This window comes from Streptomyces sp. NPDC048370 (genome assembly GCF_043200825.1).
Taxonomy (GTDB): domain Bacteria; phylum Actinomycetota; class Actinomycetes; order Streptomycetales; family Streptomycetaceae; genus Streptomyces.
Window position 1 is genome coordinate 146,174 of record NZ_JBICYI010000005.1, and the last position, 13,711, is coordinate 159,884.

A 13,711-nucleotide genomic window follows, 5' to 3' on the forward strand; every position below is an offset into this window, starting at 1 on the left:
TCTGCTAGCTCCCTCGGTAAACGGAGTAGCCGAACGGGTTGAGCAGCAGCGGTACGTGATAGTGCTCGCCCGGAGTCACCGCGAAGGTGATGGTCACTTCCGGGAAGAACGCGCCGCTGTCCCTTACGCGGGGGGCGTCCTGCTGCGCCTCGGCTTGCTTGTTGGAGAAGTACGCCTCGGTCTCGAAGTCGAGACGTACGTGGGTGGTGCCCTCCGGCAGTGCCGGCAGGTCTTTGCAGCGCCCGTCCGCGTCGGTGGCGGAGCCACCGAGCGGGACCCACTGCGCGTCGGAGCCGCTGCGGGCCGCGAGCGTGATGGCCACGCCCTCGGCGGGGCGGCCGATGCTGGTGTCCAGGATGTGGGTGGACACCGAAGCGGTGGTGTCGGTGCTCATGCGCTCTCTTCCTCGTTCTCCGCGCGCTCCACGAGACGGGTCAGGCGGATGCGGTTGATCTTGCCCAGTTCGGTGCGGACGATCTCCCGCTCCTCGTCGGGCGCGTTCTCGATCCGCTCGCGGATCGCGTCGCGCATCTGCTCGCCGGTCCTGCCGGTGGCGCAGATGAGAAAGACATGACCGAACTTGTCCTGGTAGGCCAGGTTGAGTTCGAGCATCTCGGCCTTGAGCTCCTCGGAGGCGCCGGCCATCCCGCTCTGCTCGCGGGAAGAGGTCGGGTCCCCTGCCTTCGGACGACCGATCGGCGGGTGGCCCGCCATCGCCTCGGCCAGGTCCTCCGCGGTCAGCTCGGCCATGGCGGCGTCGCTGGCGAGGAAGAGGGCTTCGGCGGTGGTGTACGGGCGCTGGGCGAGGATCTTGCTCCCCCACGCCGAACTGGAGCACACCTCGTGGAGAGCGGCGACAGCGTCGCTGTCCGCCGAGGTGTTGAACCGGGTGAGGCCCGGTGTCGTACCTGAAGTCACGGGAAGCCTCCGTGGCTGTTTTTCGCTGTGCGTCGGACGGGCTGCGGATAGCTAACGCCCTTTGCCGACACCGCGTCAACACTTTGTTGAAAACTCGGGGACACAAAAGCCGTCGTCCCGACATCCGGACGACGGCTCCTGGTCATACATGATCAACTAGCCGTTCTCCGCGGCCTTTTCCCTGCTCAGAGCGGTCTCCCTGTTCAGGTAGTTGTACACGGTGAACCGGCTGACACCCAGTGCCCCGGCCACCGTCTCCACCCCATGGCGTACGGAGAACGCCCCGCGCGCCTCCAGCATCCTGACCGCTTCCTGCTTGGCCTTGCGGTCCAGATCGGCGAGCGGCATCCCGTGCCGTCGCTCCATCGCGGCCAGAATGTGATCCAGCGAGTCCGAGAGCTGCGGCAGACGGACGGCGATCACGTCCTCACCCTCCCAGGCGAGCACGACATCGTCGGTCTGAGCCTGCTCCGGGCCCAGTATCTCGGCGCCCATCGCGTCGACCAGCGGCTTCACGGCGGCGACCAGCGGGTGCTCCGTCACGACTCCTCCCCGAGGACATTGACCTGCAGGGAGACACGGGTCGCGCCGGCCGCCAGAGACTTGCGCAGCAGCGCGTCCACGGCCGTGAGCACCTCGTCGGCGCCACCCTCGGCCGTGTTTCCGAAGGGGCCGACGTCCACCGCGTCCAGCTCGGCCGACTGGATGACCTCACGAGCCACGACCGCGTGCTCCGGCGCCTCGTCCAGGTCGAAGGGCTCGGTCGTGAACTCCACTCTCAAACGCACCATGGCCCCACGCTACTGGCCGAGAGTCCACCGACGGCAGCCCTGAGCTGCCGGGCCCTCTTGACAAGCGTGCGGATCCCCTTGCAACATTCCGTCAGACAGAAAGTTACTTCCGCAATACGGAAGGAGCGCCGCCCCTCATGGCCCGCTTCTCAGAAGGCGCAGTCACGGACCAGCGCTTCGATGTGAACCTGTCGATCCTCTTCACGGAACTCCCGCTCCTGGAGCGCCCCGCGGCCGCCGCCGCGGCGGGCTTCACCGCGGTCGAGCTGTGGTGGCCCTGGATCGACACCGCCACCCCCGCCCAGAGCGAGCTCGACGCCCTCAAGAAGGCTCTTGACGACGCCGGCACCCAGCTGGTGGGCCTGAACTTCTACGCCGGGCAGCTGCCGGGCCCCGACCGCGGTGCGCTCTCCGTGCCCGGCGAGGAGTCGGACCGCTTCCGCGCCAACATCGACGTGGCGGCGGACTTCGCCGCCTCGGTCGGCTGCAAGGCGCTCAACGCGCTCTACGGCAACCGCGTCGACGGCGTCGACCCGCAGATCCAGGACGCCCTCGCCCTGGAGAACCTGGTCCTGGCGGCCCGCGCGGCCGACCGGATCGGCGCGATCCTGCTGGTCGAGACCCTGAACAAGCCGGAGTCGCCGCTCTACCCGCTGGTGAGCGCCCCCTCGGCGATCGAGGTCGTCGACAAGGTCAACGCCGCCACCGGACTCGGCAACGCCAAGTTCCTCCTCGACATCTACCACCTGTCGATGAACGGCGAGGACGTCAGCCAGGTCATCGCCGCGTACGCCGACAAGACCGGCCACGTCCAGATCGCCGACAACCCGGGCCGTGGCGCGCCGGGCACCGGCGAGCTCCCCCTGGAGCAGCTGCTCGACGAGCTCAAGAAGGCCGGTTACGACGGCTGGGTCGGCCTGGAGTACAAGGCCGCCGACGCCGCCGCGTCCTTCGAGTGGCTCCCGGCCGAGGCCCGCGCGGCCCGCTGACTTCCTCCCCGTACCACCAGTTTTCGAGAGGCACCCTCACCATGAGCAATCTCCCCAAGATCGCGTGGATCGGTCTCGGCATCATGGGCTCCCCCATGTCCGAGAACCTGATCAAGGCGGGCTACTCCGTCACCGGCTTCACGCTGGAGCAGGACAAGCTGGAGCGCCTCGCCGCGGCCGGCGGCACCGCCGCCCCGTCGATCGCCGAGGCCGTCAAGGACGCCGACGTGGTCATCACGATGGTGCCCGCCTCCCCGCAGGTCGAGGCCATCTCCTACGGCCCCGAGGGCATCCTGGAGAACGCCAAGCAGGGCGCGCTGATCGTCGACATGTCGTCGATCACCCCGCAGACCTCCGTGGACCTCGCCAAGAACGCCGCCGAGAAGGGCATCCGCGTCATCGACGCCCCGGTCTCCGGTGGCGAGGCCGGCGCGATCGAGGCCGTGCTCTCGATCATGGTGGGTGGCGAGCAGGCCGACTTCGACGAGGCCCTGCCGATCCTGGAGGCGCTGGGCAAGACCATCGTCCTCTGTGGCCCGCACGGCTCCGGCCAGACGGTGAAGGCCGCCAACCAGCTCATCGTCGCCGTCAACATCCAGGCGTGCGCCGAGGCCGTGGTCTTCCTGGAGAAGTCCGGCGTGAACCTCCAGGCCGCCCTGGACGTCCTCAACGGCGGTCTGGCCGGCTCCACGGTCCTGACCCGCAAGAAGGACAACTTCCTGAACCGGGACTTCAAGCCCGGCTTCCGGATCGACCTGCACCACAAGGACATGGGCATCGTCACCGACGCCGCCCGCAACGTCGGCGCGGCCCTCCCGGTCGGTGCCGTCGTCGCCCAGCTGGTCGCCTCCCTGCGTGCGCAGGGCGACGGCGGCCTGGACCACTCGGCCCTGCTGCGCGCCGTCGAGCGCCTCTCCGGCCAGCAGGTCTGACGCAGGTCCACCTCATGACTTCCGGTCGGCGGCGGCGCTGACAACCTGTCCTGTCGCGCCCAGGCGCCGCCGCCGCCCGGAACACCACACTTCACTTTCAACAAACTGTTGACGCTGGGTTCGAAGCGAATTTACGCTCCTGAACACCCGCACAGTCAGCGGTGCAGCTCCCGTACGGAAGGTCACCATGTCGAAGCGCGTGCTTACGACCGAGTCCGGCGCCCCGGTCGCCGACAACCAGAACTCCGCCACCGCCGGCGTCGGTGGCCCCATCCTGCTCCAGGACCAGCACCTGCTGGAGAAGCTCGCGCGCTTCAACCGTGAGCGGATCCCGGAGCGCGTGGTCCACGCCCGCGGCTCCGGTGCGTACGGCTACTTCGAGGTGACCGACGACGTCACCGGCTTCACCAAGGCCTCCTTCCTCTCCGAGGTCGGCAAGCGGACCGAGACCTTCATCCGCTTCTCCACCGTGGCCGACTCGCTCGGTGGCGCGGACGCCGTCCGTGACCCGCGCGGCTTCGCGCTGAAGTTCTACACCGAAGAGGGCAACTACGACCTCGTCGGCAACAACACCCCGGTGTTCTTCATCAAGGACCCGATCAAGTTCCCCGACTTCATCCACTCCCAGAAGCGCGACCCCTTCACGGGCAAGCAGGAGGCGGACAACGTCTGGGACTTCTGGGCGCACGCCCCCGAGGCGACGCACCAGATCACCTGGCTCATGGGCGACCGCGGCATCCCGGCCTCGTACCGTCACATGAACGGCTACGGCTCGCACACGTACCAGTGGACCAACGAGGCGGGCGAGGCCTTCTTCGTCAAGTACCACTTCAAGACGAACCAGGGCATCCGTTCGCTCTCCGCCGACCAGGCCGCCGAGCTCGTCGGCAAGGACGCGAACTCGCACCAGACCGACCTGCTGCAGGCCATCGAGCGCGGTGTGAACCCCTCGTGGACCCTGTACGTCCAGGTCATGCCGGCCGCCGAGGCCGCCGACTACCGCTTCAACCCGTTCGACCTCACCAAGGTGTGGCCGCACAGCGACTACCCGCTGCAGCGCGTGGGCCGTCTGGTCCTCGACCGCAACCCGGACAACGTCTTCGCCGAGGTCGAGCAGGCCGCGTTCTCCCCGAACAACTTCGTCCCGGGCATCGGCCCCTCGCCGGACAAGATGCTCCAGGGCCGCCTCTTCGCCTACGCGGACGCCCACCGCTACCGCCTCGGCGTCAACCACACCCAGCTGCCGGTGAACGCCCCGAAGGCGACCGCTGCCGACAACTACGGCCGCGACGGCTTCATGGCCACCCGCAACGGCCGCCGCACGGACAAGAACTACGAGCCCAACTCGTACTCCGGTCCCGCGCAGACCGACGAGGCGCTCTCCGCGCCGCTGGCGATCCACGGCTGGACCGGCACCCACGCGGCGCCCGAGCACGCCAAGGACGACCACTTCTTCCAGGCCGGTGAGCTCTACCGCCTGATGTCCGAGGACGAGAAGGGCCGTCTGGTCGCCAACATCGCCGGTGGCCTCTCCCAGGTGGGCCGCGAGGACATCATCGAGAAGAACATCGCGCACTTCGCCGCCGCCGACGCGGACTACGGCAAGCGCGTGGCCGAGGCGGTCCGCGCCCTGCGCGAGGACTGATCCACGGCGGTATCCAGACCGCGTACGGCATATGACGGGAGGTCAGATGCCGTACGCCGTCCGGACCGACGGCCCGGATGAGGGGTGGCCGGCGGTACGGACAGCGTGAGGACCGCGGCGGCGCCGAGCCAGTGCGGTGGTAATGGGCGGACCAGGACCCTTCTTGACCTGAAGGAAGGGATCCCGGGCCGACCCGTCGTCGCCGCCGCGGTCCCAACGCCCCACCTCCCCCAAGACTCCGCCCGGCGGCGCGAACGTCCTGTCGCGCCAGCCTCGCACCGTCGGGCGGGCACAACGAGAGCGTGGAACCAGGTTTACGGTCCCTGGTTCCGCGCTCTTGCGCGTTCCCCCTTCTTTACGAGCCCCAGCGCATCTCTACAGCCCCAGCGCATCGTTTCTGCGGTGAAGATCCACACCCGCACGGGCGAGCGCACCGCGATTCTCCGCGTATGCGCCCCTCCCCCGCCGCTATCCACTCGTACATGATCAAGAACCTGGTGCGGGGTCTGGCTCCGCTCGCCCTCATCCTGTCCCCGCTCGCCGTGCCCTCCCCGGCCATGTCGGCGAACGTCGTCCTCTTCCCCGACGCCCTCGCCGACCTCACGGAGGCGACCGAGGACCCCGCCGGCTACAAGGAGTCCGCGTTCAAGCACTGGAACGCCGGGCTCGACGCCGCCGACGGCTGCGACACCCGCGCCGAGGTCCTCCTGGAGGAGGCCGTCGACGCCCCGAAGACCGGCCCCAAGTGCGCGCTGACGGGCGGGAAGTGGACCTCGTACTACGACGGCCAGACCGTCACCGACCCCACCGCGCTCCGCGTCGACCATGTCGTCTCCCTGAACGAGGCCTGGGAGTCGGGCGCCTCCGGCTGGACGGCGGCGCGGCGCGAGAAGTACGCCAACGACCAGGGTTCGCCCGGCACGCTCGTCGCCGTCACCGCCCGCAGCCAGAAGGACAAGGCGGGCCGCGACCCCGCCGACTGGGTGCCGTCGGCCTCCACCCAGTACTGCCGCTACGTCGCCGAGTGGGTGGGCACCAAGCTGCGCTGGGGCCTGAGCGCCGACAAGGACGAGGTCGAGGCGCTCAAGCTGTTCGCCGACGGTCCCTGCGAGGAGACGGTCGTGGTCCGCTCGAAGGCGCCTCGGTGAGCGTGAGCGTCAGCGTGACGGCGAGCGAGGCGGCGGCGAGCACCACCATCGCCGTACGCGGTGAGGTGGCCTCGGCGACGGCGCCCGCGAGCGCCGCGCTCAGCCCCTGGAGGGCGAGCATCCCCGAGGTGTGCAGCCCGAGGGCGTGACCGCTGAGCTCGTCCGGTACGAGGGCGAGGAGACGCTCCTGGTACAGCAGGCTCGCGCCGTAGCCGACCGCCGAGACGGTCACGGCGGCGAGGGCGAGGGGCAGCCCCGGATCCGCCGCGAAGAGCAGGAACGGGGCTGCCAGCAGGGCCTGCAACGGGGCGGCGAGCCGGCCGCGGAGCCCGCTCGGCACGAACCGGCCCACGAGCGTGTCCCCCGCCAGCATCCCGAGCGCGCCGCAGGCGAAGAGCAGCCCGGCGCGCTCGGGGTCGTACGGCACGAAGAGCGACTCGCAGCCCACGACCAGCCCGTTCGGCACCCACAGGGCGACATAGACCCGGCGGCGGGCCGGGGAGGACCACAGCCGTCCGTTCGTCCGCCAGGTCTGTGCGGCCGAGGCCCGGCCGGTGGCGCGCGGGGCGCGCCGGGAGAGGCCCGTGCGGGCCAGGAGAGCGGCGGCGAGATAGAGGGCGGCGCCGGTCAGGACCGTGCCGCGCGGCGAGAGCAGGGCGACGAGCAGGCCTCCGGCCGCGAACCCGGCGATCTGGCAGGAGCCGACGGCCATGTTCATCACCGAGCGGCCCAGCAGGTATCCCTCGCGGGGCAGGATCTCGCCGAGGAGTCCGTAGCGCACCCCGCCGCCGACGGACCCGACGAGCCCCTGGACGAGCAGGATCGCGAAGACCGCCACGATCGGCAGGCCCGGCACGGCCGTGGCGGCGCTGCCCGCGGCGAAGAACAGGGCCATCCCGGCGAGCGCCGCGCGCGGCGGGAGCCGGTCGGCGGCCGAGAGGAGCGTCGCGGCGCCGAGGAGCTGGGCGAGCGAGGGCCCGAAGAGCGCCAGGGAGGACAGGAGCGGGGAGCCGGTCTGCCGGAAGACGAGCGTGGCGAGGCCGAGGCCGGCCACCGTCTGGGCGGCGACCCCGACGGAGCAGGTGAGGAAGAGAGGCGTGAACTCGGGCGTGCGGAAGAGCTCGCGGTAGCTGCGCATGCGGCGGAGTCTGCGGGCGCCGGGGGAAGGGCCGTTACTGTTTCGCGGGGAGGCGAAACATGGGCTGGTGGCAGATGGACGCGGACGCGCTCGCGGGAAGCCGGTTCGTGCTCTCGCCCTTGGCCGAAGCCACCGCCGCGCTCCAGACGCTGCACCTGAGGACGTCCGCGCATCCGGGCGAGCGGGCGTGGCTGGAGGCCCATCTGCCCGCCTACCACGCGCGGTTGGCGGACGAGCCGCTCGACGCCCTCCTCGTCCGGGCCGCGCTCGGGACCACGTGGAACGCCGACTTCGTGACCCCCACCCCGCTGGGCGACGGCGAGCGGAGCTTCGAGGAGGAGCTGACCCGGGTCCGCGAGACCCTGGCCGCCGAGGCCGTGGCGGACCTGGCCGTGTCGCTGGGCGGTCCGGTCCCCGAACCGCTGGCCTCGGCGCCCGATCTGCCGTACCGGATCGCCGAGTTGCTCACCTGGGTGTGGCGGGAGACCGTCCTGCCGACCTGGCCGCGGCGCCGGCGGATCCTGGAGGCCGATGTGCTCGCGCGCACGGCGATGCTGACCCGGGGAGGGTGGGCGGCCGCCCTGGACGAGCTGAGCCCGGGCCGGACGCGCTGGCTCGGTGAAGGCCGGCTCCAGGTCAACACCCGTGACCACCCGCCGCGTTCGGTTGCCGGCGGCCGACTGCTCTTCGTGCCGGTGACCCCGAGCCGGGGGTGGGTGTCGTGGGAGGGGACGCAGCGGTACGCGATCGTCTACCCGTGCACGGGAGCCCTGACCGACGCGGATGGCCCTGCCGTCCCCTCGGCCCTCGCGGCGCTCCTGGGGAGCGCGCGGGCCGGGGTGCTCGTACGCCTGGAATCCCCGCTGTCCACCAGCCAGTTGGTCGCACTGACGGGGCAGGGGCTCGGGTCGGTGGGGCGCCATCTGAAGGTGCTGCTCGACGCCCGTCTCGTACGGCGGCGCAGGGCGGGCCGTTCGGTCCTCTACGACTGGACGGAGGCGGGCGCGGCGCTGGTACGGGCGCAGAGCGTACGGGCTTAGAAGGTACGGGCTTGGAAGGTACGGGCTTGGAAGATACGGGCTTGGAAGATACGGGCTTGGAAGATACGGGGCCCGGCGGGCGGACGCGGAGCTGCCGGACGCGGCCCGGGCGGACGCGGAGCGGCCCCCGCTCCGGTGCTATCGGAGCGGGGGCCGATCGGTGAGGTGAGTACCGGGATCAGACCTTGAGGGCCTTGATCGCGGTCGGCGCGTGGCCGGGCTCGGTGGCGAGCTCCTCGAACTCGGTGACGTCGCTCATGTCGACCGTCTTGCTCATCGCGATGTTGGTGATCCGCTCCAGGATCGCCTCGACGACGACCGGGACCTGGAACTCGACGGCCAGCTTCTTGGCCTCCTCCAGCGCCTCGCCCAGCTTCTCCGGGTCGGTGACGCGGATGGCCTTGACGCCCAGGCCCTCGGCGACCTTGACGTGGTCGACGCCGTAGACGCCGATCTCCGGGGTGTTGATGTTCTCGAACTCGAGGTTGACCTCGAAGTTGATGCCCAGGCCGCCCTGCGCCTGACGGATCAGACCCAGGTAGGCGTTGTTCACGAGGACGTGGACGTAGGGGACCTTGTGCTGGGCGGCGACCGCCAGCTCCTCGATCATGAACTGGAAGTCGTAGTCGCCGGAGAGCGCGACGACCGGGGTCTCCGGGTCCGCGGTGGCGGCACCGATCGCGGCCGGGATGGTCCAGCCGAGCGGGCCGGCCTGGCCGCAGTTGATCCAGTGGCGCGGCTTGTAGACGTGCAGGAACTGCGCGGCCGCGATCTGGGAGAGACCGATGGTGGTGACGTAGCGCGTGTCCGGGCCGAAGGCCTTGTTCATCTCCTCGTAGACGCGCTGCGGCTTCATCGGGATGTTGTCGAAGTGCGTACGGCGCTGGAGGGTCGCCTTGCGCTCCTGGGCGGAGGCGGCCCAGGTGGAGAAGTCCGGGAGCTTGCCCGCGGCCTTCCACTCCTTGGCGATCTCGACGAAGAGCTCCAGGGCGGCCTTGGCGTCGGAGGCGATGCCGTAGTCCGGGGCGAAGATCTTGCCGATCTGGGTGGGCTCGACGTCGACGTGGACGAACTTCCGGCCCTTGGTGTACGCCTCCATGTTGTAACCGGTGTGGCGGTTGGCCCACCGGTTGCCGATGCCGAGGACGAAGTCCGACTCCAGGAAGGTCGCGTTGCCGTAGCGGTGCGCGGTCTGGACACCGACCATGCCGGCGGCCAGCTCGTGGTCGTCCGGGATGGTGCCCCAGCCCATGAGGGTGGAGATGACCGGGACGTTGATCAGCTCGGCGAACTCGACCAGCAGGTCGGTGGCGTCGGCGTTGATGATGCCGCCGCCGGCGACGATCAGCGGCCGCTCGGACTCCAGGAGGAAGCTCAGGGCCTTCTCGGCCTGCGCACGGGTCGCCTGCGGCTTGTAGACCGGCAGCGGCTCGTAGGTCTCCGGGTCGAACTCGATCTCGGTCAGCTGGACATCGATCGGCAGGTCGATGAGGACCGGGCCGGGGCGGCCGGAGCGCATCAGGTGGAAGGCCTGCTGGAAGACACCGGGGACCTGCGCGGCCTCCAGGACCGTGGTGGCGGCCTTGGTGACGGGCTTGGCGATCGTGGCGATGTCGACGGCCTGGAAGTCCTCCTTGTGGAGCTTCGAGACCGGGGCCTGGCCCGTGATGCACAGGATCGGGATCGAGTCCGCGATCGCGGAGTACAGGCCGGTGATCATGTCGGTTCCGGCGGGGCCGGAGGTACCGATGCAGACACCGATGTTGCCGGCCTTGGCCCGGGTGTAGCCCTCGGCCATGTGGGACGCGCCCTCGACGTGGCGGGCGAGGGTGTGGTTGACCCCACCGACGTTCTTGAGCTCGCGGTAGAAGGGGTTGATCGCCGCGCCGGGCACGCCGAACGCGTTGGTGACGCCTTCGCGCTTGAGGATCTCAACGGCCGCTGCGGCGGCGGTCATACGGGGCATGGGAGGGCTCCTGCTTCGGCCAGGCGGAACCGGGTCCGCCACCGTCTCGGCGGGCCGTTTCCGTATTGCGGAAGTATTGTTCTGCTATACGGAAGCAATGTAGGTCGGGGTGGCGAACGCCGTCAAGGGAGCGGGCTCGGCCGTTGGCCGAACTCCCTCCCCTCTCGTGGCGGATTGGTGGACGATGGGTTCGGAACGACAGGGGGTTCGGCGTGGGGTTCGGTGTGGGTGACTCGGTTCCGGTGCGCTGCCCGGAATGCCTCCGTACGCAGCCGTACGCAGCGCCGGTCTTCCCGTGCGCGTGCGGCACCCCGGTGGTGCCGCCGGTGATCGCCGGGGCCACGGGCGAGCCGGTCACGCACCGTAACTGGACGGACGAATGGGTCGCGGTCCGCTGCGTCGCCTGCGGCCGCCAGGACGAATGGCCCCACCCGGAGCTCGGCTGCACCTGCGGCACGGTCCTGCGCGTCCCTGTCAGGACCCCGGCCACCGACCCCACCCCTACCGGGGGCCCGGGGACGGGCGGGGGCCTGGGAGCCGGCGCGGGTGACACCACGGGGACGGGCGCCGGGCCCTGGCGCGTCGTGGAGCCCCGCAGCGCGGACGGCCCGCGCCCGGGCACGGGCTCCGGAGCGGCTCCCGGTGCCGGCTCGGTTTCCGGGTCGGGCTCGGGCACCGGTACGGGCAGTGGCTCCGGCTCCGGCACCGCAGGCGGCCCGGGGTCGGGCCCCGGTACGGGCGGCGGGACCCGTGGGTGGTTCACCCCCGGGAACAGCGGAACGGGCGGAAGCGGCGGAAGCGGCGCGGACGGCCGGTTCGAGGCGCAGGGCGGGGACGGCAGGGACGGCGGGGACGGCCGGGACGGCCGGGGCAGCAGGGACGGCCGGGGCAGCAGGGACGGCGGGGACGGCCGAGGCAGCAGGGACAGCGAGGGTGGCGGCTTCGGCGGAGAGGGCGCGGGCGGGGCGGGGCCCTTCACGGGCCCGGCCGAGAGCCGAGCCCACGCCGCCCCGCAGAGCGGCGGGCACCGCGCCTTCGCCGAGCGCTACCCCGCGCACATACCGCTGCCTCCCACGGCCCCGCACCCCGCGCCGCCGAGGCCCTCGTTCCGGCCCGTGACCATCCGTACGGCGCGGGACGCGGTCGCCGCGTCCGCCGGATACCTGCGCTGGCTGGGGTTCCGGGACGTCGTCCAGCCCGAGGAGCGCTCCACGTCCGAGGTCGACCTGCGGGCGCCAGGGCTCGTCGCCCAGGTCGACCCGAGCACCCGCCCGGCCGGCCTGCGGGCCGTCGAGTGCCTCTGGCTGAACGGCCTCAGCAGCACGGCGGTGAGCGTCTTCTTCTCGCTCGCCGGCTACACCCCGGAGGCCAGATCCCGCGCCGACGAGCTGGGCATCCCGCTCTTCGTCCTCGACCTCACGGGCACCCCGCAGCCGGTCAACACTCCGGCCGACGAACTGATCACCACCGGCGCGTAGTCCGACCGTCGGTGGCGCCCTCCGGCGTCGGGGCATGGGAAGCCATCGAGATCGGGGCACTCACAGCTCAAAAGAACCTCAGAATTCGGCCATTCACGCGTGACGATCACACTCCCCCGGGCACAACACTCTCGGGGGGTGGGGCGTCATGGGGGCGGACACGTGGTGGTTCATCGGCGCGTCCTGCGGACAACTGCTGCTCGCGCTCGCCCTGTTGCGAACGCGCAGCCCGCAGCGGGCCGAACTGGCCCCGCAGGCACTGGCGTTGCTCCGGGGAGGGCCGCAGGCGGCCGTCGTCGTCGCGCTCGTCGCACTGCACCAGCGCGGCGCGGTGGCGGCCGGCCGGAAGGGCACGATTCGGGCCAACGGCGGTCCCGGTCGGACGCGTGACCCGGTTCAACTCGGGGTGCACGGTTCGCTCCGGCGCGCCCTGGGTCTTCGGGTGCTCACCTCGCAGCCCCGGGCGCGGCGCGCCGTCGACGCGCTGCGGGCCGAGCTGGGCCGGGCGGGGCTCCTCCGCCCCTACGGCCGGCTCCGCGCCGCGCGCGTGCTGCTCGTCGGCGCGGTGGCGACGGTCGTGACGGGCCTGCTGATCACCGGCCCGTCCGGGGCGGGGCTCGCCCTCGCGCTCACCCTCGGGGCCGTACCGACCGGCGCCGCGCTCGCCCTGCTGGTCCAGCCACCGACGACACGGGCCGCCCGCCGCCTGCTGGCCGGGCTCCGCGAACGGCACCCGCTGCCGGCACACCGGCGCGAGGTGACGGACGGCAACCTGGTGCTGCTCTACGTCGCCCTCTACGGGGACCCGGCGCTCGCCCTCTTCCTCCCGCGCTTCTCGCGCGACGGCGGGCTGCTGGGCCGGGGCGGCCGGACGGACGGTTACGCGACCGGGCGGGGCTGGTTCGGCGGCGGCGGGATCGACGGGACCGGAGGAAGCGGCGGAGGCGGCGGAGACGGGGGCGGCGGCTCGGGCTGAGGGAGGAGGTCAGCGACAGGCGCCCGAGGGCCGAGGGACGAACTCAGGACAGGGGGCTCCGGCCGGGGCGCCGGGCCGCGCCATACTCGTCGTATGCGCATCCGAGCGGCCGCACCGGCCGAACTCCCGCTGCTCCAGGACATCGAGCGGGCCGCGGGCGAACCCTTCCGCTCCCTCGGCATGGCGGTCATCGCCGACGACGAGCCACTCCCCCTGGACGTCCTGGACGCCTACCGGCGGGCCGGTCACGCCTGGGTGGCCGTCGACGAGGCCGACCGGCCGGTCGCGTACCTGCTGACGGACACCGTTGACGGGGCCGCCCACATCGAACAGGTCTCCGTGCACCCGGCCGCCGCCCGTCGGGGCATCGGCCGCGCCCTGATCGAGCACCTCGCGGCCCTGGCGGCCGAGCGCGGGCTGACGGCACTGACCCTGACGACCTTCACCGAGGTCCCCTGGAACGCCCCGTACTACGCCCGCCTCGGCTTCCGCCCGCTCGCCGAGTCCGATCCGGAGCTGACCGACGGCCTGCGGGCGATCCAGCGGGCCGAGGCCGCCCACGGCCTGGCGACCTGGCCCCGGGTCTGCATGCGCCGCGAACTGGCCGGGGCCGCCGTGGTCCGACAGCCCCACCCCACGCCGTAGCGATACGCCCGCCGAGACCCCACGCCGTAGCCAAACGCCTCGCCG

General features: G+C 71.5%; 13 protein-coding genes and 1 pseudogene. 8 read left to right on the forward strand and 6 right to left on the reverse strand.

Annotation, left to right across the window (positions count from 1 at the left end; genetic code table 11):
- Nucleotides 1-4 precede the first annotated feature (4 nt).
- The 4 genes from uraH to ACGFYP_RS13735 all read right to left on the reverse strand — a co-directional run bounded on the left by uraH (nucleotide 5) and on the right by ACGFYP_RS13735 (nucleotide 1,706).
- Nucleotides 5-394: a hydroxyisourate hydrolase gene (gene uraH / locus ACGFYP_RS13720; protein ID WP_361962276.1), complete on the reverse strand. Its 390-nt coding sequence runs from the start codon at nucleotides 392-394 to the stop codon at nucleotides 5-7.
- Nucleotides 391-918, reverse strand: a complete 528-nt coding sequence (gene uraD / locus ACGFYP_RS13725; protein WP_393491455.1) for a 2-oxo-4-hydroxy-4-carboxy-5-ureidoimidazoline decarboxylase — start codon at nucleotides 916-918, stop codon at nucleotides 391-393. Before uraD ends, uraH begins: the two co-directional genes overlap by 4 nt.
- 156 nt (nucleotides 919-1,074) lie before the next feature.
- On the reverse strand, nucleotides 1,075-1,413 hold the full coding sequence (locus ACGFYP_RS13730; RefSeq protein WP_361962471.1) for a helix-turn-helix domain-containing protein: 339 nt from the start codon (nucleotides 1,411-1,413) through the stop codon (nucleotides 1,075-1,077).
- A 44-nt stretch (nucleotides 1,414-1,457) separates the two neighbouring features.
- Nucleotides 1,458-1,706 carry a hypothetical protein gene (locus tag ACGFYP_RS13735; RefSeq protein ID WP_361962469.1) on the reverse strand — a complete coding sequence of 83 codons (249 nt, stop codon included), beginning with the start codon at nucleotides 1,704-1,706 and terminating at the stop codon, nucleotides 1,458-1,460.
- A gap of 140 nt (nucleotides 1,707-1,846) precedes the next feature.
- Between ACGFYP_RS13735 and ACGFYP_RS13740 the strand changes: the two genes are divergently transcribed.
- The 4 genes from ACGFYP_RS13740 to ACGFYP_RS13755 all read left to right on the forward strand — a co-directional run bounded on the left by ACGFYP_RS13740 (nucleotide 1,847) and on the right by ACGFYP_RS13755 (nucleotide 6,423).
- Nucleotides 1,847-2,698 carry a TIM barrel protein gene (locus ACGFYP_RS13740; protein WP_393491460.1) on the forward strand — a complete coding sequence of 284 codons (852 nt, stop codon included), beginning with the start codon at nucleotides 1,847-1,849 and terminating at the stop codon, nucleotides 2,696-2,698.
- A 41-nt stretch (nucleotides 2,699-2,739) separates the two neighbouring features.
- The gene (locus ACGFYP_RS13745; RefSeq protein WP_361962270.1) at nucleotides 2,740-3,630 is read left to right on the forward strand and encodes a 2-hydroxy-3-oxopropionate reductase; all 891 of its coding nucleotides are present in this window, start codon (nucleotides 2,740-2,742) and stop codon (nucleotides 3,628-3,630) included.
- 187 nt (nucleotides 3,631-3,817) lie between these two features.
- Entirely contained in the window at nucleotides 3,818-5,275 is a 1,458-nt protein-coding gene (locus tag ACGFYP_RS13750) for a catalase (RefSeq protein ID WP_361962268.1), read from the forward strand.
- A 482-nt stretch (nucleotides 5,276-5,757) separates the two neighbouring features.
- A complete protein-coding gene (locus tag ACGFYP_RS13755) occupies nucleotides 5,758-6,423 on the forward strand; it encodes a DUF1524 domain-containing protein (RefSeq protein WP_393491469.1) in 666 nt (221 codons plus the stop codon).
- On the opposite strand, the gene ACGFYP_RS13760 is transcribed toward ACGFYP_RS13755, so the two are convergent.
- Entirely contained in the window at nucleotides 6,359-7,561 is a 1,203-nt protein-coding gene (locus ACGFYP_RS13760) for an MFS transporter (protein ID WP_393491472.1), read from the reverse strand. The two genes, ACGFYP_RS13755 and ACGFYP_RS13760, sit on opposite strands and share 65 nt — an antisense overlap.
- A 59-nt stretch (nucleotides 7,562-7,620) precedes the next feature.
- Between ACGFYP_RS13760 and ACGFYP_RS13765 the strand changes: the two genes are divergently transcribed.
- Nucleotides 7,621-8,601 (forward strand): ArsR family transcriptional regulator, encoded by a 981-nt coding sequence (locus ACGFYP_RS13765; RefSeq protein WP_393491475.1) that lies wholly within the window; start codon nucleotides 7,621-7,623, stop codon nucleotides 8,599-8,601.
- 178 nt (nucleotides 8,602-8,779) lie between these two features.
- On the opposite strand, the gene gcl is transcribed toward ACGFYP_RS13765, so the two are convergent.
- Nucleotides 8,780-10,558, reverse strand: a complete 1,779-nt coding sequence (gene gcl, locus ACGFYP_RS13770; protein WP_393492302.1) for a glyoxylate carboligase — start codon at nucleotides 10,556-10,558, stop codon at nucleotides 8,780-8,782.
- Between the two features lie 1,058 nt (nucleotides 10,559-11,616).
- Between gcl and ACGFYP_RS13775 the strand changes: the two are divergent.
- From ACGFYP_RS13775 to ACGFYP_RS13785, 3 genes and pseudogenes are all read left to right on the forward strand, one after another.
- Nucleotides 11,617-12,045: pseudogene (locus ACGFYP_RS13775) on the forward strand (hypothetical protein); the annotation flags it as partial.
- A gap of 148 nt (nucleotides 12,046-12,193) precedes the next feature.
- Nucleotides 12,194-13,021 carry a TIGR04222 domain-containing membrane protein gene (locus tag ACGFYP_RS13780; protein WP_393491478.1) on the forward strand — a complete coding sequence of 276 codons (828 nt, stop codon included), beginning with the start codon at nucleotides 12,194-12,196 and terminating at the stop codon, nucleotides 13,019-13,021.
- Nucleotides 13,022-13,114: 93 nt separating this feature from the next.
- Nucleotides 13,115-13,666 carry a GNAT family N-acetyltransferase gene (locus ACGFYP_RS13785; protein WP_361962256.1) on the forward strand — a complete coding sequence of 184 codons (552 nt, stop codon included), beginning with the start codon at nucleotides 13,115-13,117 and terminating at the stop codon, nucleotides 13,664-13,666.
- Nucleotides 13,667-13,711 lie beyond the last annotated feature (45 nt).

Excerpts from the sequence above, each read along its gene's own strand:
- uraH (WP_361962276.1), bottom strand. The coding sequence starts at position 394 with ATGAGCACCGACACCACCGCTTCGGTGTCCACCCACATCCTGGACACC.
- ACGFYP_RS13730 (WP_361962471.1), bottom strand. The coding sequence starts at position 1,413 with ATGGGCGCCGAGATACTGGGCCCGGAGCAGGCTCAGACCGACGATGTC.
- ACGFYP_RS13740 (WP_393491460.1), top strand. The coding sequence starts at position 1,847 with ATGGCCCGCTTCTCAGAAGGCGCAGTCACGGACCAGCGCTTCGATGTG.
- ACGFYP_RS13745 (WP_361962270.1), top strand. The coding sequence starts at position 2,740 with ATGAGCAATCTCCCCAAGATCGCGTGGATCGGTCTCGGCATCATGGGC.
- ACGFYP_RS13750 (WP_361962268.1), top strand. The coding sequence starts at position 3,818 with ATGTCGAAGCGCGTGCTTACGACCGAGTCCGGCGCCCCGGTCGCCGAC.
- ACGFYP_RS13755 (WP_393491469.1), top strand. The coding sequence starts at position 5,758 with ATGATCAAGAACCTGGTGCGGGGTCTGGCTCCGCTCGCCCTCATCCTG.
- ACGFYP_RS13760 (WP_393491472.1), bottom strand. The coding sequence starts at position 7,561 with ATGCGCAGCTACCGCGAGCTCTTCCGCACGCCCGAGTTCACGCCTCTC.
- ACGFYP_RS13765 (WP_393491475.1), top strand. The coding sequence starts at position 7,621 with ATGGGCTGGTGGCAGATGGACGCGGACGCGCTCGCGGGAAGCCGGTTC.
- gcl (WP_393492302.1), bottom strand. The coding sequence starts at position 10,558 with ATGACCGCCGCCGCAGCGGCCGTTGAGATCCTCAAGCGCGAAGGCGTC.
- ACGFYP_RS13780 (WP_393491478.1), top strand. The coding sequence starts at position 12,194 with ATGGGGGCGGACACGTGGTGGTTCATCGGCGCGTCCTGCGGACAACTG.
- ACGFYP_RS13785 (WP_361962256.1), top strand. The coding sequence starts at position 13,115 with ATGCGCATCCGAGCGGCCGCACCGGCCGAACTCCCGCTGCTCCAGGAC.